22 protein-coding genes are annotated in these 23,318 nt (G+C 70.8%); 13 read left to right on the top strand and 9 right to left on the bottom strand.

What is annotated here, in order from left to right:
* Window positions 1-51: 51 nt before the first annotated feature.
* The gene (gene fasR, locus IO33_RS0101565; RefSeq protein ID WP_031159189.1) at window positions 52-1,257 is read right to left on the bottom strand and encodes a fatty acid biosynthesis transcriptional regulator FasR; all 1,206 of its coding nucleotides are present in this window, start codon (window positions 1,255-1,257) and stop codon (window positions 52-54) included.
* A 96-nt stretch (window positions 1,258-1,353) separates the two neighbouring features.
* Here fasR and IO33_RS0101570 point away from each other — a divergent pair, with 96 nt between their 5' ends.
* Entirely contained in the window at window positions 1,354-2,007 is a 654-nt protein-coding gene (locus tag IO33_RS0101570; RefSeq protein ID WP_031159192.1) for a pirin family protein, read from the top strand.
* Between the two features lie 3 nt (window positions 2,008-2,010).
* Here IO33_RS0101570 and IO33_RS0101575 read toward each other — a convergent pair whose 3' ends face one another.
* Window positions 2,011-2,832 (bottom strand): serine hydrolase domain-containing protein, encoded by an 822-nt coding sequence (locus IO33_RS0101575; RefSeq protein ID WP_031159194.1) that lies wholly within the window; start codon window positions 2,830-2,832, stop codon window positions 2,011-2,013.
* Between the two features lie 19 nt (window positions 2,833-2,851).
* A complete protein-coding gene (locus IO33_RS0101580) occupies window positions 2,852-3,328 on the bottom strand; it encodes a GNAT family N-acetyltransferase (protein WP_031159197.1) in 477 nt (158 codons plus the stop codon).
* A 97-nt stretch (window positions 3,329-3,425) separates the two neighbouring features.
* On the opposite strand from IO33_RS0101580, the gene IO33_RS0101585 reads away from it, so the two are divergent.
* The gene (locus IO33_RS0101585) at window positions 3,426-3,890 is read left to right on the top strand and encodes a MerR family transcriptional regulator (protein WP_031159199.1); all 465 of its coding nucleotides are present in this window, start codon (window positions 3,426-3,428) and stop codon (window positions 3,888-3,890) included.
* A gap of 92 nt (window positions 3,891-3,982) precedes the next feature.
* On the opposite strand, the gene IO33_RS0101595 is transcribed toward IO33_RS0101585, so the two are convergent.
* The 3 genes from IO33_RS0101595 to IO33_RS0101605 form a co-directional block, all read right to left on the bottom strand.
* Window positions 3,983-4,831, bottom strand: a complete 849-nt coding sequence (locus IO33_RS0101595; protein ID WP_031159202.1) for a DUF4429 domain-containing protein — start codon at window positions 4,829-4,831, stop codon at window positions 3,983-3,985.
* Window positions 4,832-4,897: 66 nt separating this feature from the next.
* Window positions 4,898-6,115, bottom strand: coding sequence for an alpha/beta hydrolase (locus IO33_RS0101600; protein ID WP_031159204.1), 1,218 nt, complete (start codon window positions 6,113-6,115; stop codon window positions 4,898-4,900).
* A gap of 83 nt (window positions 6,116-6,198) precedes the next feature.
* Window positions 6,199-6,834, bottom strand: coding sequence for a TetR family transcriptional regulator (locus IO33_RS0101605; RefSeq protein ID WP_031159206.1), 636 nt, complete (start codon window positions 6,832-6,834; stop codon window positions 6,199-6,201).
* Between the two features lie 66 nt (window positions 6,835-6,900).
* Between IO33_RS0101605 and IO33_RS0101610 the strand changes: the two genes are divergently transcribed.
* Together IO33_RS0101610 and IO33_RS0101615 are read left to right on the top strand one after the other, a co-directional pair.
* Entirely contained in the window at window positions 6,901-8,547 is a 1,647-nt protein-coding gene (locus tag IO33_RS0101610) for an MFS transporter (RefSeq protein WP_031159209.1), read from the top strand.
* Window positions 8,548-8,766: 219 nt separating this feature from the next.
* Window positions 8,767-9,075, top strand: coding sequence for a hypothetical protein (locus IO33_RS0101615; protein WP_031159212.1), 309 nt, complete (start codon window positions 8,767-8,769; stop codon window positions 9,073-9,075).
* Window positions 9,076-9,230: 155 nt separating this feature from the next.
* On the opposite strand, the gene IO33_RS0101620 is transcribed toward IO33_RS0101615, so the two are convergent.
* Together IO33_RS0101620 and aceE are read right to left on the bottom strand one after the other, a co-directional pair.
* A complete protein-coding gene (locus tag IO33_RS0101620; protein WP_031159215.1) occupies window positions 9,231-10,001 on the bottom strand; it encodes a potassium channel family protein in 771 nt (256 codons plus the stop codon).
* Between the two features lie 124 nt (window positions 10,002-10,125).
* Window positions 10,126-12,873 carry a pyruvate dehydrogenase (acetyl-transferring), homodimeric type gene (gene aceE, locus IO33_RS0101625; RefSeq protein WP_031159218.1) on the bottom strand — a complete coding sequence of 916 codons (2,748 nt, stop codon included), beginning with the start codon at window positions 12,871-12,873 and terminating at the stop codon, window positions 10,126-10,128.
* Window positions 12,874-13,266: 393 nt separating this feature from the next.
* Between aceE and IO33_RS0101630 the strand changes: the two genes are divergently transcribed.
* From IO33_RS0101630 to IO33_RS0101655, 6 genes are all read left to right on the top strand, one after another.
* Entirely contained in the window at window positions 13,267-13,704 is a 438-nt protein-coding gene (locus IO33_RS0101630; protein ID WP_031159221.1) for a DUF3052 domain-containing protein, read from the top strand.
* A gap of 131 nt (window positions 13,705-13,835) precedes the next feature.
* Window positions 13,836-14,294, top strand: a complete 459-nt coding sequence (locus IO33_RS0101635) for a peroxiredoxin (RefSeq protein WP_031159224.1) — start codon at window positions 13,836-13,838, stop codon at window positions 14,292-14,294.
* Between the two features lie 138 nt (window positions 14,295-14,432).
* Window positions 14,433-15,008, top strand: coding sequence for a TerD family protein (locus IO33_RS0101640; protein WP_031159227.1), 576 nt, complete (start codon window positions 14,433-14,435; stop codon window positions 15,006-15,008).
* Between the two features lie 105 nt (window positions 15,009-15,113).
* The gene (locus IO33_RS0101645) at window positions 15,114-15,692 is read left to right on the top strand and encodes a TerD family protein (protein ID WP_031159229.1); all 579 of its coding nucleotides are present in this window, start codon (window positions 15,114-15,116) and stop codon (window positions 15,690-15,692) included.
* Window positions 15,693-15,835: 143 nt separating this feature from the next.
* Window positions 15,836-16,975: a DUF475 domain-containing protein gene (locus IO33_RS0101650; protein ID WP_031159231.1), complete on the top strand. Its 1,140-nt coding sequence runs from the start codon at window positions 15,836-15,838 to the stop codon at window positions 16,973-16,975.
* A gap of 96 nt (window positions 16,976-17,071) precedes the next feature.
* Window positions 17,072-17,809 (top strand): TerD family protein, encoded by a 738-nt coding sequence (locus tag IO33_RS0101655; protein WP_031159233.1) that lies wholly within the window; start codon window positions 17,072-17,074, stop codon window positions 17,807-17,809.
* Window positions 17,810-17,833: 24 nt separating this feature from the next.
* On the opposite strand, the gene IO33_RS0101660 is transcribed toward IO33_RS0101655, so the two are convergent.
* Window positions 17,834-18,613: a TerD family protein gene (locus IO33_RS0101660; protein ID WP_031159236.1), complete on the bottom strand. Its 780-nt coding sequence runs from the start codon at window positions 18,611-18,613 to the stop codon at window positions 17,834-17,836.
* A gap of 185 nt (window positions 18,614-18,798) precedes the next feature.
* On the opposite strand from IO33_RS0101660, the gene IO33_RS0101665 reads away from it, so the two are divergent.
* The 3 genes from IO33_RS0101665 to IO33_RS0101675 are packed head-to-tail and all read left to right on the top strand — an operon-like array spanning window position 18,799 to window position 23,303.
* Window positions 18,799-19,965 carry an HpcH/HpaI aldolase/citrate lyase family protein gene (locus tag IO33_RS0101665; RefSeq protein ID WP_031159238.1) on the top strand — a complete coding sequence of 389 codons (1,167 nt, stop codon included), beginning with the start codon at window positions 18,799-18,801 and terminating at the stop codon, window positions 19,963-19,965.
* Window positions 19,966-20,001: 36 nt separating this feature from the next.
* Window positions 20,002-22,485: a phosphoribosyltransferase gene (locus IO33_RS0101670; RefSeq protein WP_031159240.1), complete on the top strand. Its 2,484-nt coding sequence runs from the start codon at window positions 20,002-20,004 to the stop codon at window positions 22,483-22,485.
* Entirely contained in the window at window positions 22,485-23,303 is an 819-nt protein-coding gene (locus IO33_RS0101675) for an HAD family hydrolase (protein WP_031159242.1), read from the top strand. The genes IO33_RS0101670 and IO33_RS0101675 overlap by 1 nt, the downstream gene beginning before the upstream one ends.
* Window positions 23,304-23,318 lie beyond the last annotated feature (15 nt).

Consider the following 23,318-nt stretch of genomic DNA (forward strand, 5'->3'; position numbering starts at 1 on the left):
GGGGACAGGGACGAAGAACACGAAGGGCTTTTGTGGGGCCCCGACAAAACCCTATGCCTGGGTCTCGCCGTCGGCCAGACGCCCGAGGATCAGCGCGATCCGCAGTGTGAAGGCGGATCGTACATCCGAAGGTGACCAACCGGTGACGTCCGTCACACGTCGGAGCCGGTAGCGCACGGTGTTCGGGTGAACGAAAAGCATCCGGGCCGCGCCTTCCAGGCTGCTCGCCTGCTCCAGGTAGACACTCAGTGTTTCCAGCAGCGCCGAGCCCGCTTCCTCCAGCGGTCTGTAGATCTCCTCCACCAGCTGCTCGCGGGCGCTCGGATCACCCGCGATCGCACGCTCCGGCAGCAGATCGTCCGCCAGCACCGGCCGCGGCGCGTCCTGCCAGGCGGAACACGCCTTCAGCCCCGCGGCGGCGGCCTGCGCGGACCGGGTGCCGGCCAGCAGGTCGGGGACGACGGGCCCCGCGACCACCGGCCCCGCGGCGAACGGCCCGATCAGCGACTTGGCGACGGCGAGCGGATTGTCGCTCCCGCCGGCGATCACGACGAGCCGGTCCCCGAGCACACCGGTCAGCACCTGCAGCTTGGCGTGCCGCGCGGCCCGCCGGATGGCCTCGACGGTCAGTTCGCTGTCGCCGTCCGGCGCGGTCCCGAGGACGACACAGACATGCTCGGGGGAGTTCCAGCCGAGCGCGGCGGCCCGGCTGACGGCCCCCTCGTCCGCCTCGCCGCTGAGCACGGCGTTGACCACCAGCGACTCCAGCCGCGCGTCCCAGGCACCGCGTGCCTCGGCGGCCTGGGCGTAGACCTGCGCGGTGGCGAAGGCGATCTCCCGGGCGTACACCAGCAGCGCCTCGCGCAGCACGCTCTCGTCACCGGGGGCGGCCACCTCGTCGATGGCGCTCTCCATGACCTCGATGGTGGTCCGCACCATCTCCACGGTCTGGCGCAGTGTGATGGCCCGGGTCAGCTCGCGCGGCGCGGTCCCGAAGACGTCGGTGGAGATCGCCTGCGGGGCGTCCGGGTGCCGGAACCACTCGGTGAAGGCCGCGATGCCCGCCTGGGCGACCAGCCCGATCCAGGAGCGGTTCTCCGGGGGCATGGCCCGGTACCACGGCAGGGTCTCGTCCATGCGCGCGATGGCCTGCGCGGCGAGACTCCCGGAGGACTTCTCCAGCCGCTTCAGGGTCGCGGAGTGCGGGTGGACGTCGTGTGCGTGGGGATCGCTGCGGTGGGATTCGGGTTCGGGCACGGGGACAAGACTGCCTTATCCGGACGTGGAGGTGCTCCGCCGGGTCCGGGCTACGGCCGCGGGGAGCGCCCCGCCGGGGTCTACGGTTGTCCCGTGATGGACGTACACCGCGCCGGTGCGCGCTACCGCGGCGGGGAGGCGGCGGCCGGGATCGAGTCGTGGCACGCCTTCTCCTTCGGGCCGCACTACGACCCCGGCAACCTGCGCTTCGGAGCGCTGATCGCCTGCAACGAGGAGCGGCTGGCCCCCGGCGCCGGCTTCGACGAGCACCCGCACAGCCACACCGAGATCGTCACCTGGGTCGTCGAGGGCGAGCTGACCCACCGCGACTCCACCGGCCGCGAGACCCGGGTGCGCCCCGGTGACGTGCAGCGGCTCAGCTCGGCCGCGGGCGTCCGGCACGTCGAGCGCAACGACGGCACGGCGCCCCTGACCTTCGTGCAGATGTGGCTGGCCCCGCTGGCGCCGGGCGGCGAGCCGTCGTACGAGATCGTCCCCGGCATCGCCGACTCCACCCCGTACGCCGTCCCGGAGGCCGGCGCGATGCTGCACGTACGGCGCCTGACCCCGGGCGAGCGGACGGCGGTGCCGGACGGGGCGTGCGTCTACGTCCACGTGGTGCGCGGCACCGTCCGGCTGGGGGAGGAGGAACTGGGCGCGGGGGACTCGGCACGGATCACCGGGGCACGGGCTCTTGAGGCGGTCGCGGTCACACCGGCCGAGGTGCTGCTGTGGGAGATGAGCGCGTAGACCTCAGCCCCGCAGCTCCCCCAGCACCGCATCCGTGAAGACCGGCCACGCCTCGATCGCCCAGGACCCGAAGGCCCGGTCGGTGAGCGCGGCGCACGCCACACCGGCGTCGGGGTCGATCCACAGGAACGTACCCGCCTGCCCGAAGTGCCCGAAAGTGCGCGGGGAGGACGAACTCCCCGTCCAGTGCGGCGACTTGCCGTCACGGATCTCGAAGCCCAGCCCCCAGTCGTTCGGGTTCTGGTGCCCGTATCCCGGCAGCACCCCCTTCGTGCCCGGGTACTGCACGCTCATCGCCTCCGCGACCGTGCGCGGGTCCAGCAGGCGCGGCGCCTGCACCTCGGCCGCGAACCGCAGCAGGTCCCCGACCGTCGACACCCCGTCCCTCGCCGGCGAGCCCTCCAGCGAGGTCGACGCCATCCCCAGCGGCTCCAGCACCGCCTGCCGCAGATACTCGGCGAACGGGATGTCCGTCGCCTTGGCGATGTGGTCGCCGAGCTGCTCGAACCCGGCGTTGGAGTACAGCCGCCGCTCCCCGGCCGCGGCCGTCGTCCGGTGCTCGTCGAAGGCCAGCCCCGAGGTGTGCGCGAGCAGGTGCCGGACGGTCGCCCCGGGCGGCCCGGCGGGCTCGTCCAGTTCGATCGCGCCCTCCTCGTAGGCGACGAGCGCCGCGTAGGCCGCCAGCGGCTTGGTGACCGAGGCGAGCGGGAAGCGGTGTCCGACGGCGCCGTGCGTCCCGAGGACGGTCCCGTCGGCTCGTACGACACCCGCCGCGGCGGTGGGGACGGGCCAGTTCTCGATCGACACCAAGCTCTTCAACGACATGCCGCCGAGCCTATGCGGCTCACAGCAGCAGCCGCATCGACGGGTCCGGGTCACGGGTGAAGCCGAGCGAGGCGTACAGCGGCTCGGCCTCCGCGGAGGCGTTCAGCAGCACGTGCCCCGCGCCGCGCTCCCGGAACCAGGCCAGCAGCTCCTGCATGCAGGCGCGTGCGTACCCGCGGCGCCGGGCGCCCGGGTCGGTCGCCACGCTGAACACGTACCCCACCCGCCCCTGCGGATTGCCGGCCTTCCCGATCCGGTACTCCAGCGTCCCGGCGGTCAGCGCGGCCAGCGCCCCCGGCCGGTCCGGATGGTCCACGACGAAGGCGACGAAGTCACCGTCCGGCTCGGCCAGCCGGTCCCGCAGCGTCGGCAGCGACTCGGCATGCCAGCCGGCCGGTCCGCCGCCCCCCGCGCTCCACAGGGCGTCGATCATGACCTGGCGCAGCCGCAGCACTTCCGTGGCATCCTCGGGCAGGGCCCGGCGTACAAGACTCATGTGCCGCACGCTAGTCAGGCGCCCCGGCCCGCGTCCTGCGGATTTCTTACCGGATCCGCTTGCTTGGAGTGCACTCCAAGGCCATAGCGTGGGGCCCATGACGGTGATGCAGACCACGCCAGCGGACACCGCACGCACGGCCCCCGCCGACATCTGCTCAGCCCCGCCCCGGCACCATCCACGGCCCGACGGGCAGGACCACTACACGATCAGCGAGGTCGTCGCGTTCACCGGCCTGACCGCGCACACCCTGCGCTGGTACGAGCGGATCGGCCTGATGCCGCACGTCGACCGCTCGCACACCGGCCAGCGGCGCTACCGCAACCGCGACCTGGACTGGCTGGACTTCGTGGCCAAGCTGCGGCTGACCGGCATGCCGGTGGCGGACATGGTCCGGTACGCGGAGCTGGTCCGGGAGGGCGAGAGCACCTACGGGGAGCGGCAGGAACTCCTGGAGTCGACCCGCCGGGACGTGCTGGACAGGATCGCCGAACTGCGGGACACGCTCGCCGTACTCGACCGCAAGATCAGTTTCTACGCGGGGGAGGGGGCCATGCGGTGAGCGGCGCCGACGCCGCCCTCCCGGAGCCCCCGCGCGCGGTCGCCGAGGCCTGCGACGCCACCCCCGGCCGGATCGCCCCGGCCAGGGAGTGACTACAGCTCCGCCAGCAGCTCGGCCTTCTTGGAGGAGAACTCCTCGTCGGTGACCAGCCCGGCCTGGTGCAACTCCCCGAGATGCCGGATCCGTTCGGCGATGTCGGCGGGGTCACGCCGGGAGGGGGCCGGTGCCACGGATACCGGGCCTCGCGTGCGTACGGCCGCCAGAACCGCCGCGGCGAACGGCAGCGACTCGTGCACCGGCCCGTACCCCAGCCCGAACACCACGGCCGCCGGATCCTGGTCCGGCTGCACGGGCGCGGCCGACTCGGCCGCGCGCCCGACCAACCGCAGATGCCCTTCGAACACCTCCGGCGACCGCCACTGGACCCCGCTCAGGTCGGCGACCGCGAAACTCTGGTCGCCCGCCTTCCACTTCGCCGACGACGCCCCCGTCCACGACCAGCGGAACTGCACCGACGTCCCGTCGAAGGACGCCTTCCCGTCGTACGCCTTGAACTGCAGCGGCGCCTCGGGCACCGGCACCAGGAACCGGTCGGCCGGCCCGGACTCGGTCAGCAGCGACTTCAGCTCGTCCGCGTAGTACTCGGCGAGCGTCTCCCGCTCGGCCGCGAGGACCAGCCGGTACGGGTCGGAGCCCTCCTTCAGCTGGCCGGCCGCCGCCTCCATCAGCGGATCCGCGCCGGCCCGCGGCAACAGCCGCAGCACGACGGTGCCGCGCCTGCCCGGGGTGAGCGTCACGCCCTCGACCGCGGACAGCGGGATCCGCCGTTCCCCGAGCGCCTGGAACAGCTTCGGTGTTCGAATCCCCCGTTCGTAGCGGATGAGCACGGAGTCGGACTCGAACTCCCAGACGGCATGAAAACCCGCCAGTACGTCACCCATGCGGCTCATCGTATGCGGCACGTGCTCCTCCGTCGCCACCCGCGCAGACCGCACTTCCTGCTGTTTCTACGCGCGTCCGGCCATCGTCCTGCCGGGCACACCGGCCCGGCACGCGTCGTTCTCGCGGGCGCACGTCACCGCGCCGTACGCGCCGACCCCCACCCCGGCGAGGTTGCGCAGGCTGTCCGTGCCTGGCTGGAAATAACCGGCGTGCCCCTGCGCGTCCCGGGCGGACAGCACACGCGCGCCGAACGCCGAGGACACCGGATCGGCGCCGTGCCCGAGCCCGCCGAGCTCCAGATACGGCACGTCCTGGATCCAGTCGGTGGCGTCCCGCATGGCCCACACCCGGGCCCCGGTGTCCAGGCGGGAGGCGCTGGAGACCCGCATGCCGGGGCTCGCGGCCACCGCTATGTCGGTCACCCGGCCGGGCAGGGCGTGCGCGGCGACCCCGCACACCACGGAGCCGTAGCTGTGGCAGATCATCGCCACAGGGGCAGCGCCGGGCAGGCCGCCCACCAGGGCGTTCAGCCGTAGGGCGCCCTCCGCGGCGCGCAGCCCGGTCGCCGCTTCCATGCCGAGTCCGTCGGGGGCGGTGTAGTCGGCCCAGGCGATCACGGCCGTACGGGTCGTGGGGCTCTGGGCGCGCTCCGCCGCGTACAGCGCCTTGGCCATGCCGACCGGGGCGGTGTACGGGTTGTAGGTCTTCTGGAAGGTGAGCAGATCGGTGTCGACGCCGGGGACGACGACCGAGATGCGCTGCGCCCGGTCCAGGTTCCCGAACACCTCGGCGACGCGGCCCGAGCCCTCGGGGTCGAAGGCCAGGATCTGCCGGCCGGGGGCCAGCAGGGACTCGTAGCGGTGCATACGGCGGCCCGCGTCCTGCTGTCCGGCCGTGCTGAGCCGGCTGTCGTGCATGCGCTTCTTCTCGACCTTGCGTTGCTGCTCCAGCGCGATGTGGTTCGCGCGGTAGCGCAGGGCGACGGGGGCGCCGTTCATGTTGCCGACCGCGAGCGGGTAGCGGCGGGCGAGCCGGTCGCCGTCCTCGGCGGAGAGGGAGGCGAAGAAACGGCTGAGCCGGGCCGGGGCGGCATGCGGGTCCGGCAGGTGCAGGCCGTGGATGCTGCCGTGCTCCCACTTGGCGAGCGAGGCCTGCAGTGCGGTCGACTCCCGGTGGCTGCGCAGGGCGGTCCAGCCGGTGGTCGCGAGCATCACGAACACCACGGCCAGCGCCAGCAGGGCGCGCCAGACGTTCAGTGGCGGGGAGGTTTCGAAGGAAGTCACTGGGAGGACACACTAGGAGAACGAGAGGGTCTCGGGGTAACCGAGTGGCAGGGATCACGTTTCGCGGAACGTCGAACGCCTCGTCAACGATCTTCTGTGGCACGCCAGTTTCCGGTGAGTGCCGGACCCACCTGATCGAGGTGGGACGCGGTGAGTTGGCGAATGGCCGCCAGGCTGAAGTCGTCGCCCGTGCACCACTGCCGCTCCGTGACCCTTATCACCCCGCCGAACACGGCCACGGCCAGCCGAGGCCGCGGGTCGGCGTCCACGTCGACGCCCTCGCGCTCGGCCAGCAGACGCGCGATCGTCTCCTCGGTCGCCGCCGAGCGGCGCAGATGGGCGGCGAGCAGCGCGGGCGTCGACTCGATCGTCCGGTACATGCGCAGATACAGCTCGACCGGCACGGCCGACTCGACGGTCTCGCGGATCGCGTCCCAGCCCTCCAGGACCGCCTGCCGCAGGGCCTCCATCGGCGCCTCGCCCGCGGGCCGCCCCCGTACGGCCGCCACGAAGTGCTCCTCGGTCATCCCCTGCACCGCGAAGGCCGCGTCCTCCTTGCCGGCGAAATAGCGGAAGAAGGTGCGCGGGGAGACGTCGGCGGCCTCGGCGATCTCGTCGACGGTCGTGTGCTCGTACCCGCGGGTGGTGAACAGTTCGAGAGCGGCCCGCAGAAGTGCCTCCCGGGTGCGTTGTTTCTTACGTTCGCGGAGTGTTCCCATAGGTGTCAGTTACTGACTGATGAAAGCCATTGTCAACTGTCAGAGGCTGTCACTAGCCTCGAACGCATGACTAGTCAGACCACCATCGGCGCGACGGGGCCGGGGGACGCCGGCCCGGACGCCCCGCTCGAGTCGCGTCCGGCCCCGGGGCTGCGCGGCCACCCCTGGCTCACCCTCATCACCGTCGCTGTGGGCGTCATGATGGTGGCCCTCGACGGGACCATCGTGGCCATCGCCAACCCGGCGATCCAGAAGGACCTGGGGGCCACCTTCGCCCAGGTGCAGTGGATCACCAACGGCTACTTCCTCGCCCTCGCGGTCTCCCTGATCACCGCGGGCAAGCTCGGTGACCGCTTCGGCCACCGGCAGACCTTCCTCATCGGTGTGACCGGCTTCGCCTCCGCCTCCGGCGCCATCGGCCTGTCCCACAGCATCGCCGCGGTCGTCACCTTCCGCGTCTTCCAGGGCCTGTTCGGCGCGCTGCTGATGCCGGCCGCGCTCGGCCTGCTGCGGGCGACCTTCCCGGCCGAGCAGCTCAACATGGCCATCGGTATCTGGGGCATGGTGATCGGCGCGTCCACCGCGGGCGGTCCGATCCTCGGCGGTGTCCTCGTCGAGCACGTCGACTGGCAGTCGGTGTTCTTCGTCAACGTGCCGGTCGGCGGGCTCGCCCTGGCCCTGGGCATGCTGATCCTCCTCGACCACCGGGCTGCCCGCGGGGGGAACCCGCTGGAGGGACACGGCGAGGGGCGGTCCTTCGACATCCTCGGCATCGCGCTGCTCTCCGGCGCGATGTTCTGCCTGGTCTGGGCGCTCATCAAGGCCCCGGCGTGGGGCTGGGGCGACGGCAGGACGTGGGTGTTCGTCGTCGTGTCCGTGGCGCTCTTCGCCGTGTTCTCCTTCTGGGAGACGAAGGTCGCGCAACCCCTCATCCCGCTGGGCCTGTTCCGCTCGATACCGCTGTCGGCCGGTGTCGTCCTGATGGTCCTCATGGCCGTCGCGTTCATGGGCGGCCTGTTCTTCGTGACCTTCTACCTGCAGAACGTCCACGGCATGAGCCCGATCGACGCGGGCCTGCACCTGCTGCCGCTCACCGGCATGATGATCGTCGGCTCGCCGCTGGCCGGCGCCGCGATCACCAGGCTCGGCCCGCGTGTCCCGCTGGCCGGCGGCATGGCCGCGACCGCCGTCGCCATGTACGGCATGTCGACGCTCAAGGCCGACACGGGCAGCGGCGTGATGTCCGTCTGGTTCGCGCTGCTCGGCCTCGGCCTGGCGCCGGTCATGGTCGGCGCCACCGAGGTCATCGTCGGCAACGCCCCCATGGAGCTGTCCGGTGTCGCGGGCGGTCTGCAACAGGCGGCCATGCAGATCGGCGGCAGTCTCGGTACGGCCGTGCTCGGCGCCGTGATGGCCTCCAGGGTGGACAGCGACCTGCCGGGCAACTGGGCCGGGGCCGGGCTGCCGCAGCTGACCCCGGGTCAGCTGGACAAGGCCTCACAGGCGGTGCAGGTCGGCGTCGCCCCGGTGCCCAAGGGCGTCCCGGAGCAGATCGCCGCGAAGATCACCGAGGTCGCACACCACACCTTCATCTCCGGGATGAGCCTGGCCTCCCTGGTCGCGGCCGGCGTGGCGGCGGTCGCCGTCCTCGTCGCGCTGCTCACCAAGCGGGGCGCGAACGCGGAGGCGGGGGCGGGCGTGGGCCACATCTGAGGCCGGGGCGGAGTTTCCCCTATCAGGGTGACTCCGCTAAAGATTCCTCGCACCGGGCGCGCGCCGCAGGTCACAGTGGGTCAAGTCCTCCGCAGCGCATGGGAGGACGTCGGGCCGTAGCGCGCGCTGCCGGAGGGGGGCAGCGCGCGCAGGTCTGCCGACGACGAACCGGGGTACCCGCACAGCGGAGCCGAACTGTCCAAGAGCCTCAGGGAGTTGATGATGGCTGGCTTCGGGCACGGAACGCGCGGGCACCCCCGGTCACGTGGCCGGACGTGGCAACGGACCGGGCCGGACCGTGCGACGCTCGGGATCATCGGCACGATCTGTGCCGTGGCCGGATTCTTCGCCCTGGGCATCGTCCTCGGCCCGGTCGCGATGTTCTGCGGCTGGCAGGCGATGGGCCGCAGGTGGTCCGACGACCACGACATCCCGGCCCTGGTGGCCCTGATCCTGGGCGCGATCGACACGCTGCTGGCCATCGTCGCCCTGGCGGGCGCGGCCGCCTGGAGCCACGGGCTCCTCTAGCCGGCGGCCGTATCCGCCACAGGGCCACGGGCCGTCCGTGGTCCGCGGGCGCGCGGGGGCTGGTCGCGCGGATCCCCGCGCCCCGCACGGGGCGCTCCCGGCACCACGCGGGCGCGGGCGAGCGCCCCCCGTCCGGCCGCGACACCGGGCCCCCGTCAACTCCGCTGCTGCTCCCGCTCGTCGGCCAACCGGGCCACTTCCGTGCGCAGCAGGCGGACCTCCTCGGCCAGCGAGGCGATCGCCTCCGTCTGCCGCCGCTCCTCCACGTCGTCCTTCTCGAACCGCGCGATGAACCACGCCGCGATGTTCGCGGTCACCACACCGAGCAGCGCGATCCCGGACAGCATCAGCCCGACGGCGATCATCCGCCCCAGCCCGGTCGTCGGCGCGTGATCCCCGTACCCCACCGTGGTCATCGTCGTGAACGACCACCACACCGCGTCACCCAGCGTGCGGATGTTCCCGTTCGGCGAGTCCCGCTCGACGGACAGCACCGCCAGCGACCCGAACATCAGCAGCCCGACCACCGCCCCGGCGACATACGTCGTCAGCCGGATCTGCGAGGCCATCCGCGCCCGCCGCCCGACCAGCAGCAGCGTCGACACCATCCGCAGCAGCCGCAGCAGCCGCAGCAGCCGCAGCAGCCGCAGCGGCTGCAGCAGCGGCAGCACCACGGCGCCCAGGTCCATCCAGTGCGTGCGGACGAACTGCCTGCGCCGCGGGCTGAGCGCGAGCCGGATCAGGTAGTCCACCGCGAAGGCCGCCCACACCGCCCACTCCGTGGCGGTGCAGACCACCGCCAGGACCGGGCTCGCGGGGTTGTCCACGATCGGCACGGCATAGGCGACGGCGAACGCCACCGCCAGGGCGAGCAACGGTCGTTGGGTGTACCGCTCCCACTGCGCCTGTGCCGACCGATCGCTCATGTCGGCATCGTAGGCGCCTCGCCAGGGGCGCGAGGAACTGCGCGACCAGCCCCCACGCCCCCGCGCTCGGCGACGGACCCGCAGGCCCTGCCCGGCTGCCGTCGGTCGAAGCCGAGCGCCGCGGCTACGCGTCGCCGCCCGCGGCCCCCGGATCCGCCGCGGACACATCCAGCAGCTGGTACCGGTCGATGGCCTGCTTCAGCACCGAGCGGTCGAGCTTGCCCTCGCGGGCCAGCTCGGTCAGCACCGCGACGACGATCGACTGGGCGTCGATGTGGAAGAAGCGGCGGGCCGCACCCCGGGTGTCGGCGAAGCCGAAGCCGTCCGCGCCGAGCGACTGGTACGTGCCCGGCACCCACCGCGCGATCTGGTCCGGAACCGACCGCATCCAGTCGGACACGGCCACGAACGGCCCCTCGGCGCCGCTGAGCTTCCGCGTCACGTACGGCACCCGCTGCTCCTCCTCCGGATGCAGCAGGTTGTGCTCCTCGCACTCCACCGCCTCGCGGCGCAGCTCGTTCCAGGAGGTCGCGGACCACACGTCCGCCCGGACGTTCCAGTCCTCGGCGAGGATCCGCTGCGCCTCCAGCGCCCACGGGACCGCCACGCCGGACGCCATGATCTGCGCCGGGATCGAGCCCGCCGTACCCTCGCTCAGCCTGTGGACGCCCTTGAGGATGCCCTCGACGTCCACGTTCGCCGGCTCGGCGGGGTGCTGGATGGGCTCGTTGTAGACGGTCAGGTAGTAGAAGACGTCCTCGCCGTGCGGGTGCTCCGCGTCGCCGCCGTACATACGGCGCAGTCCGTCCTGGACGATGTGCGCGATCTCGTAGGCGTACGCCGGGTCGTAGGCCACGCATCCCGGGTTGGTCGAGGCGAGCAGCTGCGAGTGGCCGTCCGCGTGCTGCAGACCCTCACCGGTCAGGGTCGTACGGCCCGCGGTCGCACCCAGTACGAATCCGCGCGCCAGCTGGTCGGCCATCTGCCAGAACTGGTCACCCGTGCGCTGGAAACCGAACATCGAGTAGAAGACGTAGACCGGGATCAGCGGTTCGCCGTGCGTGGCGTAGGCCGAGCCCGCCGCGATCAGGGAGGCCGTACAGCCCGCCTCGGAGATGCCGTCGTGCAGCATCTGGCCGGTCGGCGACTCCTTGTAGGCGAGCAGCAGGTCCCGGTCGACGGCCTCGTACTGCTGGCCGAGCGGGTTGTAGATCTTCGCGCTCGGGAAGAAGGAGTCCATGCCGAACGTGCGGTACTCGTCCGGCGCGATCAGCACGAACCGCTTGCCGATCTCCTTGTCCCGCATGAGGTCCTTCAGGAGCCGGACGAACGCCATCGTCGTGGCGATGGACTGCTGGCCCGTGCCCTTCTTCACCGTCGCGTACGCCTTGTCGTCCGGCAGCGCGAGCGGCTGGGAGCGCACGACGCGCGTCGGGACGTACCCGCCGCACGCGCTGCGCATGTCGTGCATGTACTGGATCTCTTCGGTGTCGCGGCCGGGGTGGTAGTACGGCGGCAGGCCGGAGTCCAGCTCCTTGTCGGAGATCGGCAGGTGCAGCCGGTCCCGGAAGCGCTTGAGGTCGTCGACCGTCAGCTTCTTCATCTGGTGCGTGGCGTTGCGGCCCTCGAAGTTCGGGCCCAGCGTCCAGCCCTTGACCGTCTTGGCCAGGATGACCGTCGGCTGGCCCCTGTGCTCCAGGGCCGCCTTGTAGGCCGCGTAGATCTTCCGGTGGTCGTGACCGCCGCGGCCCAGCATCAGGATCTGGTGGTCGGTCAGGTTCTCGACCATCGCGCGCAGCCGGACGTCGTCGCCGAAGAAGTGCTCGCGGATGTAGGCGCCGGACTCGGTGGCGTACGTCTGGAACTGGCCGTCCGGCGTGGTGTTCATCTTGTTGACCAGCACACCGTCGCGGTCCTGCGCGAGCAGCGGGTCCCAGGAGCGGTCCCAGATCAGCTTGATCACGTTCCAGCCGGCGCCCCGGAAGATCGACTCCAGCTCCTGGATGATCTTGCCGTTGCCGCGCACCGGGCCGTCCAGCCGCTGCAGGTTGCAGTTGACGACGAAGGTCAGGTTGTCCAGGCCCTCGCGGGCCGCGATGGACAGCTGGCCGAGCGACTCCGGCTCGTCCATCTCGCCGTCACCGAGGAACGCCCACACGTGCGACCTGGAGGTGTCGGCGATACCGCGCGCCTGCATGTAGCGGTTCATCCGCGCCTGGTAGATCGCGCCGAGCGGGCCGAGGCCCATGGAGACCGTCGGGAACTCCCAGAAGTCCGGCATCGAGCGCGGGTGCGGGTAGCTGGACAGGCCGTTCGGGTACTTCGACTTCTCCTGGCGGAAGCCGTCGAGCTGGCCCTCGGTGAGCCGGTCGAGGAGGTAGGCGCGTGCGTAGATGCCCGGGGAGGCGTGGCCCTGGAAGAAGACCTGGTCGCCGCCGTCGCCCTCGTCCTTGCCCCGGAAGAAGTGGTTGAAGCCGACGTCGTACAGCGAGGCGGAGGAGGCGAACGTGGCGATGTGGCCGCCGACGCCGATGCCGGGACGCTGGGCGCGGGAGACCATCACGGCCGCGTTCCAGCGGGTCGCGTTCAGGATCCTGCGCTCGATCTCCTCGTTGCCCGGGAAGAACGGCTCCGCCTTGGTGGGGATCGTGTTGACGTAGTCCGTGCTGCGCATCTCGGGCACGGCCACGCGTCGCTCGCGGGCCCGCTCGATCAGCCGGAGCATGAGGTAGCGGGCCCTCTCCCGGCCGCGCTCGTCCACGGCGGCGTCGAGGGAGTCGAGCCACTCCTGGGTCTCTTCGGGATCGAAGTCAGGAACCTGACTCGGAAGGCCGCCAATGATGATCGGATTGCGATCGGATCCGGAAGCCACGCTGTTCCTTACCTGTCAGAGGGCCAGTTTTCTGCACCTGCCTACACCGATCCCCATCGTGTACCTCAGGACGGCGTACGTCATCTCCTTGGTGTCTCCTCGGTCAAAACGCAACGATACGCCCGGGGTGTGACACGCTTGGCAAAGCTGTTCGAGGGTCGTATCACCGAATGATTCCGAATGGAGCAAACCGGGCACATCGGCGTGATGTGGGTCACGAAGAATCGGGATACGGTGCCAGGGGTTGCAATGACACGGCCGGGATCGTCACCGTTTCGGCGGTCCGGACGGCCGGGTACTTGCGCGATCCGTCCCGCCCGTGTGGACTACGGCCAATGCTTCGCGCACGCGCGTGGCTGAGATATTCACCAAGACATGATCAGGAGGCAACCCGTGAGCGCGACCGCGGACCACGCGGAGGAGCGGACGAACCCTGCCGCCAGGCTGGGTTTCCAGCCCGGGCAGGTGGTCCAGGAGATCGGCTACGACGACGACGTCGATCAGGAGCTCCGCGAGGCCATCGAGGAAGCCATCGAGGGCGACCTGATGGACGAGGACTTCGACGACGTGGCCGACGCCGTTGTGCTGTGGTTCCGTGACGACGACGGCGACCTGACGGATGCGCTGGTGGACGCCACCACGTACATCGAAGAGGGCGGCGCGATCCTTCTCCTGACGCCGAAGACCGGCCGTTCGGGGTACGTGGAGCCGAGTGACATCCAGGACGCCGCCACGACGGCCGGCCTGACAGCGTCGAAGAGCGTCAGTGTGGGCAAGGACTGGAGCGGCTCGCGGCTGGCGACGCCGAAGGCGGCCAAGTCCAAGAGGTGATCTTCTCCGTCCACCGGACGGGCTGGTTTTCGCCCCAGCCCGTCCGGAAGACCCCGGTGATCGCTGCGTAGGGTGGAGCCGAGCGTCTGCTGTGCGCTCACCCGAACAGCCCACCGAAGGGATGCACGACGATGGCGATCCAGGTCGGCGACAAGGCGCCCGACTTCGAGCTCAAGGACAACCACGGCCGCACCGTGAAGCTCTCGGAGCTGCGCGGCGAGAAGAACGTGGTCCTGCTCTTCTACCCGTTCGCCTTCACCGGCGTGTGCACCGGTGAGCTGTGCGAGGTGCGCGACAACCTGCCGAAGTTCGCGGACCGCGAGACGCAGGTGCTCGCCGTCTCCAACGACTCCATCCACACCCTGAGGGTCTTCGCCGAGCAGGAAGGCCTGGAGTACCCGCTGCTCAGCGACTTCTGGCCGCACGGCAACGTCTCGCGCGCGTACGGCGTCTTCGACGAGGACAAGGGATGCGCCGTCCGGGGCACCTTCATCATCGACAAGGAAGGCGTCGTGCGGTGGACCGTGGTCAACGGCCTGCCGGACGCGCGCGACCTGAGCGACTACGTGAAGGCGCTCGACACCCTGTAGGCCGGTCGTGGCCGACACCTGCGATCCTTCGGGTCCAGGGTCTGCGGGGTGCGGGAACCCCTCACTAGGATCGGCACGTTGATCCCATATCCGAAGCACGTCGGGGCTCTCCGCCCCTGGACACCACATGGAGGACTCGTGGGAGTCAGCCTCAGCAAGGGCGGCAACGTATCGCTGACGAAGGAGGCCCCCGGCCTGACCGCGGTCCTCGTCGGTCTGGGCTGGGACGCCCGCACCACGACCGGCAGTGACTTCGACCTCGACGCCAGCGCGCTGCTGCTGAACAACTCCGGCAAGGTCGCGAGCGACCAGCACTTCGTCTTCTTCAACAACCTCAAGAGCCCCGAGGGCTCCGTCGAGCACACCGGTGACAACCTCACCGGTGAGGGCGAGGGCGACGACGAGGTGATCAAGGTCAACCTCGCAGGCGTGCCGGCCGACATCGAGAAGATCGTCTTCCCGGTGTCGATCTACGACGCCGAGAACCGCCAGCAGTCCTTCGGCCAGGTCCGCAACGCCTACATCCGCGTGCTGAACCAGGCCGGCGGCCAGGAGATCGCCCGCTACGACCTGAGCGAGGACGCCTCCACCGAGACCGCCATGGTCTTCGGCGAGCTGTACCGGCACGGGACGGAGTGGAAGTTCCGCGCCATCGGCCAGGGCTACGCCTCCGGTCTGCGCGGCATCGCCCAGGACTTCGGCGTCAACGTCTGATCCCGGCAGAGTCACGACACCCGCACCATCCGGCGCCGCACCGTTTACGTGCGGCGCCGGACGCGCAGGACAACCAGGGAAGCACCACTAGGGGAGGACAGCATCATGGGCGTCACGCTCGCCAAGGGAGGCAACGTCTCCCTCTCCAAGGCCGCACCGAACCTCACCAACGTCATGATCGGGCTCGGCTGGGACGCGCGGTCCACCACCGGCGCCCCCTTCGACCTCGACGCCAGCGCGCTGCTGTGCGGCGCCGGGAACCGCGTGCTGGGTGACGAGTGGTTCGTCTTCTACAACCAGCTCAAGAGCCCCGACGGCTCCGTCGAGCACACCGGCGACAACCTCACCGGTGAGGGCGAGGGTGACGACGAGTCGATCCTGGTCGATCTCGCCAAGGTGCCGGCGCACTGCGAGAAGATCGCCTTCCCGGTCTCCATCCATATGGCGGAGGAGCGCGGCCAGACCTTCGGCCAGGTCTCCAACGCCTTCATCCGGGTCGTGAACCAGGCCGACGGCCAGGAGCTGGCGCGTTACGACCTGAGCGAGGACGCCTCCACCGAGACCGCCATGATCTTCGGCGAGCTCTACCGCTATCAGGGAGAGTGGAAGTTCCGCGCCGTCGGTCAGGGGTACGCGTCGGGGCTGCGCGGCATCGCCCTCGACTTCGGGGTGAACGTTTCGTAGCGCGGGTTGCCCCGGACGGTACCGCCGGTAGGGTGCACCTCTACACTCGGGGTCAACATTTAGCAAAGCCGGGTACGGCGCGGGGGAGACCCTCTCCCCAGACTTCGTCTGGGAGGTGCCCCCAACACACGATTGGGTAGCCAGTGCTTCTGAAAACCTTCGGCTGGTCGTTCGCGGTGACCGCGCTCGGCCTGGTCGCCGCGGTCTTCTACGGGGGGTGGGAGGCCTTCGGCGTCGTCGCGATCCTGGCCGTCCTCGAGATCTCGCTGTCGTTCGACAACGCGGTGGTCAACGCCGGCATCCTGAAGAAGATGAACGCCTTCTGGCAGAAGATCTTCCTCACGGTCGGCGTCCTCATCGCGGTCTTCGGCATGCGGCTGGTCTTCCCGGTCGTCATCGTCGCCATCACCGCCAAGCTCAACCCCTATGACGCGGTCCACCTCGCCCTGACCGACAAGGACCGCTACCAGCAGCTGGTCACCGACGCCCACCCGGCGATCGCCGCCTTCGGTGGCATGTTCCTGCTGATGATCTTCCTCGACTTCATCTTCGAGGACCGGGACATCCAGTGGCTGCGCTGGATCGAGCGCCCGCTGGCCAAGCTCGGCAAGGTCGACATGCTGGCGGTCTGCATCGCCCTGATCGTCCTGCTGATCACCTCCTTCACCTTCGCCACCCACGCCCACCAGCACGGCGGCGCGCACGTCGACAAGGCCCAGACGGTCCTGATCGCCGGCATCGCCGGCCTGATCACCTACATGATCGTCGGCGGTTTGTCCGGCTACTTCGAGGACCGGCTGGAGGAAGAGGAGGAGCGCGAGCACGAGGAGGAGGAAGAGGCCGCCCGCACGGGCAAGCAGAAGTCGCCCGTGATGCTGGCCGGCCAGGCCGCGTTCTTCATGTTCCTCTACCTGGAGGTCCTGGACGCGTCCTTCTCCTTCGACGGTGTGATCGGCGCCTTCGCCATCACCAACGACATCGTGACGATGGCCCTCGGCCTCGGCATCGGCGCGATGTACGTCCGGTCCCTCACGGTCTACCTGGTCCGCCAGGGCACCCTCGACGACTACGTCTACCTGGAGCACGGCGCCCACTACGCCATCGGCGCCCTGGCCGTGATCCTCATGGTCACCATCCAGCACGAGATCAACGAGGTCATCACCGGTCTCGTCGGCGTCGTCCTGATCGCCTGGTCCTTCTGGTCCTCCGTCCGCCGCAACCGCGCCCTGGCCGACGCCGGGGAGGGCACCGGCGAGAAGGCCGAGGTCTCCTCCGGGGTGTGACACCCCGGCCGGTGAGGAACGCTCTGAGCGGGGCGGCCGACACGGTCGGCCGCCCCGACGGCGTTCGGCGTTCACAAGAATGACCTGGGGGCGGGAATGGGTTTCTTCGACGGGCTGCGGGGCGTCAGCGCTGCCGACTTCGACTCGGGCAGCGCCTCGACCAACGCCATCGAGCTCACCAGGCGGCACCAGGCGGTGTCCCTGACCAAGCAGGGCGCGGCCACCGGCCATCTGCGCGTCAACCTCACCTGGCGGATGCGCACCTCCGACTTCGACCCGGTCCAGCGCACCAGCCTCTTCAGGCACCCCTTCAAGGCCCTCAAGCCGCCGGAGGTCCTCGGGCACGGCCAGAGCATGGTCAACGTCGACCTCGACCTGGGCTGTCTGTACGAACTGGCCGACGGCACGAAGGGCGTCGTCCAGCCGCTGGGCGGCTACCTCGGCGACGTCAACGCCCCGCCGTACATCAAGCTCAGCGGAGACGACCGGTTCGGCTCGGCGTCAGGCGAGACGATGTACGTCAACCTCGACCACCGCGAGGCCATCAAACGCCTGCTGGTCTTCGTCTACATCTACGACCAGACCCCGGCCTTCGACCGCACCCACGCCATCGTCACGCTGTACCCCAGCAACGGCCCCCGTATCGAGATAGGCCTCGACGAACGCCACCCCCAGGCCCGTTCCTGCGCGGTCGTCCTGATCGAGAACGTCAAGGGGGAACTGGTCGTCCGCCGCGAGGTGAAGTTCGTGTACGGGTTCCAGGGGGAGCTGGACCGGCTGTACGGGTGGGGACTGCAGTGGGGCAGGGGCTACAAGGCCAAGGCCGAGCGGTGAACGCCCCCGCGCCGGCGGGCGCACTCACCGCCCGATGAACTGGGGCCCCTGCGGTGGCAGCCGGAAGTTCGGGTCCGCCGGTCCCACCGGCACCGGCACGGGTACAGCCACGGACGCCGGCGCGGGCTGGGGCTGCGGGTACCCGTACGACGGCGGGGCGGAAGCCGGCTGCGGATAGCCGTACGCGGGCGGCTGCTGCGGAACCGCGGACGTCGGCTGCTCCGGAGGCAGCGGCTGGGAGGCACCCGGCTCCTCCATCTCCGACTCGTCCACCGAGATGCCGAAGTCCGTCGCGAGCCCCTTCAGCCCGTTCGAGTAGCCCTCGCCGAGGGCGCGGAACTTCCAGCCCTCCCCGCGCCGGTACAGCTCACCGCAGATCAGCGCCGTCTCCGCACCCGTCTCCGGCTTGATCTCGAACACGGCCAGCGGCTCGGCGTCGGCGACGGCGGCGTCGTACAGCAGGATGCACAGGGCCGGCACCCGGTCGAAGGTGACCCCGTCCGCGGACGCGACCAGCACGATCCGGCCGACCTCCGGCTCGACGCCGGGCAGATCCGTCTGGATCGTGTCGGTCAGTCCCTCGGTGATGCGCTTCTTGCCCAGCCGCCAGACCTTCCCGGAAGGGTGCCGGGGCTGGTTGTAGAAGACGAAGTCCTCGTCGGAGCGCACCCGGCCGTCGGGGCCCAGCAGCAGAGCCGAGGCGTCCACGTCCGGGACCCCCTGCCCGGGTGTCCAGCGCAGCACGGCGCGGACCGTGCCGGCTTCCAGCGGGACGTTCGACCCCTTCAGCATCGCGTGCGTCATGCGGTCATCCTGCCTTCTCGGTCCTGGTCACGACAATGCGGGGGTGGTGTGCAGAGCGCCGCCGACACGGGCGAGTTACCGGAAATTCATGCCCGCAGGGAACCCCCGACATGGATCCCTACGTACTATTACCGGCCACCCTTTACCGACTACTTAGAATTGGCTCGCGCCCCCGAGGGAGTCATATGCGTCATTTCGGGCACCTCGCCCCCGAGGTGCGGCAACGCCTCTTCCACCGGGAGCCGTGCGCGTTCAGCGCCGACTCGCCGGCCCGGCTGCTCGCCGCCGCCCTCGGTGCCACCCTGTACAGCCCGGCCACCCGGCCGCGGCTCGCCGACGACATCGTCAAGCAGGCCGGGAACGGCGTGGTCTCGATGGTGCTGTGCCTGGAGGACTCGATCGACGACGCGGACGTCGTGGCCGGCGAGGAGAACCTCGTCCGGCAGTTCGCCGACCTGGCCGCCCGGCCCGCGACCGAGCCGCCACTGCTCTTCATCCGGGTCCGCACCCCGGAGCAGATCCCCGATCTCGCCCGGCGCCTCGGCGCGTCCGTGCGGCTGCTGTCCGGATTCGTGCTGCCCAAGTTCACCGAGGAACGCGGCATCCCCTTCCTGGAGGCCCTGACGGCCGCCGAGGCCGGGACCGGGCGCCGGCTGTTCGCGATGCCCGTGCTGGAGTCCCCCGAGCTGCTCTACCGGGAGTCCCGCGTGGACACCCTGGAGGGCATCTTCCGCGCGGTCGACAAGTACCGCGACCGGGTGCTGGCCCTGCGCCTCGGCGTGACCGACTTCTGCTCCTCCTACGGTCTGCGCCGCGCCCCGGACATGACCGCCTACGACGTCCAGGTCGTCGCCTCCGTGATCTCCGACGTCGTGAACATGCTCGGCCGGGCCGACGGCACCGGATTCACCGTGACCGGGCCCGTGTGGGAGTACTTCCGGGTCTCCGAGCGCATGTTCAAGCCGCAGCTGAGGCAGAGCCCCTTCCTTGAGGTGCAGGCCGTCGAGCTGCGCGAGAGGCTGATCGAACACGCCATGGACGGCCTGCTGCGGGAGATCTCCCTCGACCAGGCCAACGGCCTGCTCGGCAAGACCTGCATCCACCCCTCCCATGTGCTGCCCGTCCACGCGCTGTCCGTGGTCAGCCACGAGGAGTACAGCGACGCCCAGGACATCCTGCGGCCGGAACGCGGCGGTGGGGGTGTACTCCGCTCGGCCTACACGAACAAGATGAACGAGGTGAAGCCGCACCGCGCCTGGGCCGAGCGGACCCTGCTGCGCGCCGAGGCCTTCGGCGTGGCCCACGAGGACGTCGGCTTCGTCGAGCTGCTCGCCGCCGGGATACCCGGCTGATCCAGGTTGATCTCTTCCATATCGTCCAAGGAACGCATGAAGAACGCAGTGAACGACGGGGTGTGGTCCGGCAGCTGGGTCGCCGAGCGGCTCGGGGTCGAACTCGTGGGGGACGACGGGCTGCCGGCCCTGCTCGGCCTCGCCCTGCGGCGCAATCCCAAGCGGGCCCACCTGCTGGTGTCGAACGTGCTCGGCAAGCACGTCCCGCAGTCGCCGGCGGTGGTGTACGAGTACGGCCACCGCCTGGGCCGGCGGGTCTCGGCGCTGCTCGGCGAGGCGGAGGCCGGTGCCGCCGTCGTCCTCGGATACGCGGAGACCGCCACCGGGCTGGGCCATGCGGTGGCGGACGGTCTGGGTACGGCGCCGTATCTGCACTCGACGCGTCGGCCGGTTCCCGGGGTCGCCCGCGCGGGCGGCTTCGAGGAGTCGCATTCCCACGCCACGTCGCATCTGCTGCTGCCGGAGGATCCTTCGCTGCTGGCCGGGGACGGTCCGCTGGTCCTGGTCGACGACGAGTTCTCGACCGGTAACACCGTGCTGAACACCATCCGTGACCTGCACGAACGGTATCCGCGCGGGCGGTATGTGGTGGTCGCGCTGGTCGACATGCGGTCGGCCGAGGACGTCGAGCGGATGGAACGGTTCGCCGGGGAGATCGGGGCGCGGGTCGAGCTGATCGCCGCCGCGTCGGGGACCGTGCTGCTGCCGTCGGGTGTGCTGGACAAGGGGCAGGAGCTGGTGGCCCGCCATGAGTCCGCCGGGTGCGGGTCCGATGCGGTGGCCCGCGCCGGCGCGGCGGTGGCCGCACATCGAACAGAGCCCCGCGCCCCTTACGCACGTCGCCTCGACCTGCACTGGCCGGCCGGCCTGCTCGACGGTGGTCGCCACGGCTTCACCCCTGCCCACCGCACCCGCCTCGAAGCCGCGCTGCCCGCCATGGCCGCCCGAATACACGACGGCCTGCCGCCCGGCGCCCGCCGCGTCCTCGTCCTCGGCTTCGAAGAGCTGATGTACGCCCCGCTGCGCCTCGCCCGTGAGCTGGAGCGGGTCACCGACGCCGAGGTGCGCTTCTCCACCACCACCCGCTCGCCCGTCCTCGCGCTGGACGACCCCGGCTACGCGATCCGCACCCGGCTGGTCTTCCCCGCCCACGACGACCCGGCCGACGGCCCCGGCGAGCGCTACGCCTACAACGTCGCCGGCGGCGGCTTCGACGCCGTCGTCACCGTGGTCGACTCGGCCGCCGACACCCCCGCCCTGCATGCGTCCAACGGCCTGCTCGCGCAGCTCGCCGCGCACGTCCCGCACGTCCTGCTCGCGGTCGTGCCCTCGTACGTCCCGCACGCTCCCGAAAGGCCGGCCATGCTGCCCGAGCCCCTCCGCGGCCCCGCATTCTCCTCGTACGCGCCCGAGGAGGTCGGCTGGCTGCTGCAGGACCTCTCCGACGTCACCCTGGAGGCGCCGACCGAGGAGCGCGAGGAGGCCATCCAGAGCGGCGGCGCGCACTACGCCGAGTCACTGCCCGTGGAGTACCAGCCCAGCGAGCACTACCAGGAGCTCTTCCACAGTGCCCTCGACGCCTCCGCGGCCCGCCTCGCGCAGGCCGTCGGAGTGGTGACGGAGACGGTGATCACCGAGCGTTCCCCCCGCCCGGTGCTGGTGTCCCTGGCCCGCGCGGGCACCCCGGTCGGCATCCTCATGCGCCGCTGGGCCCGGTTCCGGCACGGCCTGGATCTCCCGCACTACGCCGTCTCCATCGTGCGCGGCCGGGGCATCGACGCCAACGCGCTGCGCTGGCTGGCCGCCCGCCACGACCCCCGGGACGTCGTGTTCGTCGACGGCTGGACCGGCAAGGGCGCCATCACCCGCGAACTCGCCCGCGCGGTCGAGGAGTTCGAGGCCGAGGAGGGCGTCACCGGCTTCGACCCGGAGATCGCCGTACTCGCCGACCCGGGCTCCTGCGTGCGCACCTACGGCACCCGCGAGGACTTCCTCATCCCCTCCGCCTGCCTCAACTCCACCGTCTCCGGCCTGATCTCGCGTACGGTCCTGCGCGCCGACCTGGTCGGCCCGGACGACTTCCACGGCGCGAAGTTCTACCGCGACCTCGCCGGCGCCGACGTTTCGGTGGCCTTCCTCGACGCCGTCTCCGCCCGCTTCCCGGAGGTGGCCGACACCGTCGGCACCGCCGTCAAGGAGCTGCTCGCCGAGGACCGCACCCCGACCTGGGCCGGCTGGCGGGCCGTGGAGCGGATCAGCGAGGCGTACGGCATCCACGACGTGAACCTCGTCAAGCCCGGCGTCGGCGAGACCACCCGGGTGCTGCTGCGCCGGGTGCCGTGGAAGATCCTCGCCCGCGCCGGGGCCGGGGCCGACCTCGACCACGTCCGCCTGCTCGCCGAGCAGAGAGGCGTACCCGTCGAGGAGGTCGGCGAGCTGCCGTACACCTGTGTCGGGCTGATCCACCCCCAGTACACGCGGGGCGCCACGGGTGCCGACGGCAGGGCGGTGAACGTCTGATGCCGGTGCTGGTGGCGAGCGACCTCGACCGTACGCTGATCTACTCCTCGGCGGCCCTCGCGCTGACCATGCCGGACGCGCGGGCGCCCCGGCTGCTCTGCGTGGAGGTCCACGAGAGCAAGCCGCTGTCGTACCTGACGGAGACGGCGGCCCAGCTGCTGACCGACCTCGGGGACACGGCCGTCTTCGTGCCGACCACGACCCGGACCCGCAAGCAGTACCAGCGGATCAACCTGCCCGGCCCGCCCCCGAAGTTCGCCATCTGCGCCAACGGCGGCCATCTGCTGGTCGACGGGGTGACGGACGCCGGCTGGCACGCGGGCGTGCAGGCGCGTCTCGCCGACGAGTGCGCGCCGCTGGCGGAGATCACCGAGCACCTGCTGCGGGCGGCCGACCCCGTCTGGGTGCGCAAGCACCGGGTCGCCGAGGAGCTGTTCGCCTATCTCGTGGTCGAGCGCGAGCTGCTGCCCGAGGAGTGGGTGAAGGAGCTGGCGGTCTGGGCCGAGGACCGCGGCTGGACGGTCTCGCTCCAGGGCCGCAAGATCTACGCCGTCCCCAAGCCGCTCACCAAGAGCGCGGCGGTACGGGAGGTCGCCCGGCGCACCGGCGCGGACCTGACGCTGGCGGCCGGGGACTCCCTGCTGGACGCCGACCTCCTCCTGGCCGCTGACCGGGGCTGGCGCCCGGGCCACGGCGAACTGGCCGACACGGGCTGGACGGCCCCGGAGATCAGCGCGCTGCCGGAGCGGGGGGTGCTGGCGGGGGAGCGGATCCTGAGGGAGTTCCTGAGAGCGACCCGCGCGGCGGGACCCCGCTAGGGGGGCGGGAACCGC

The organism is Streptomyces durhamensis (assembly GCF_000725475.1).
GTDB classification, from domain to species: Bacteria; Actinomycetota; Actinomycetes; order Streptomycetales; family Streptomycetaceae; genus Streptomyces; species Streptomyces filipinensis.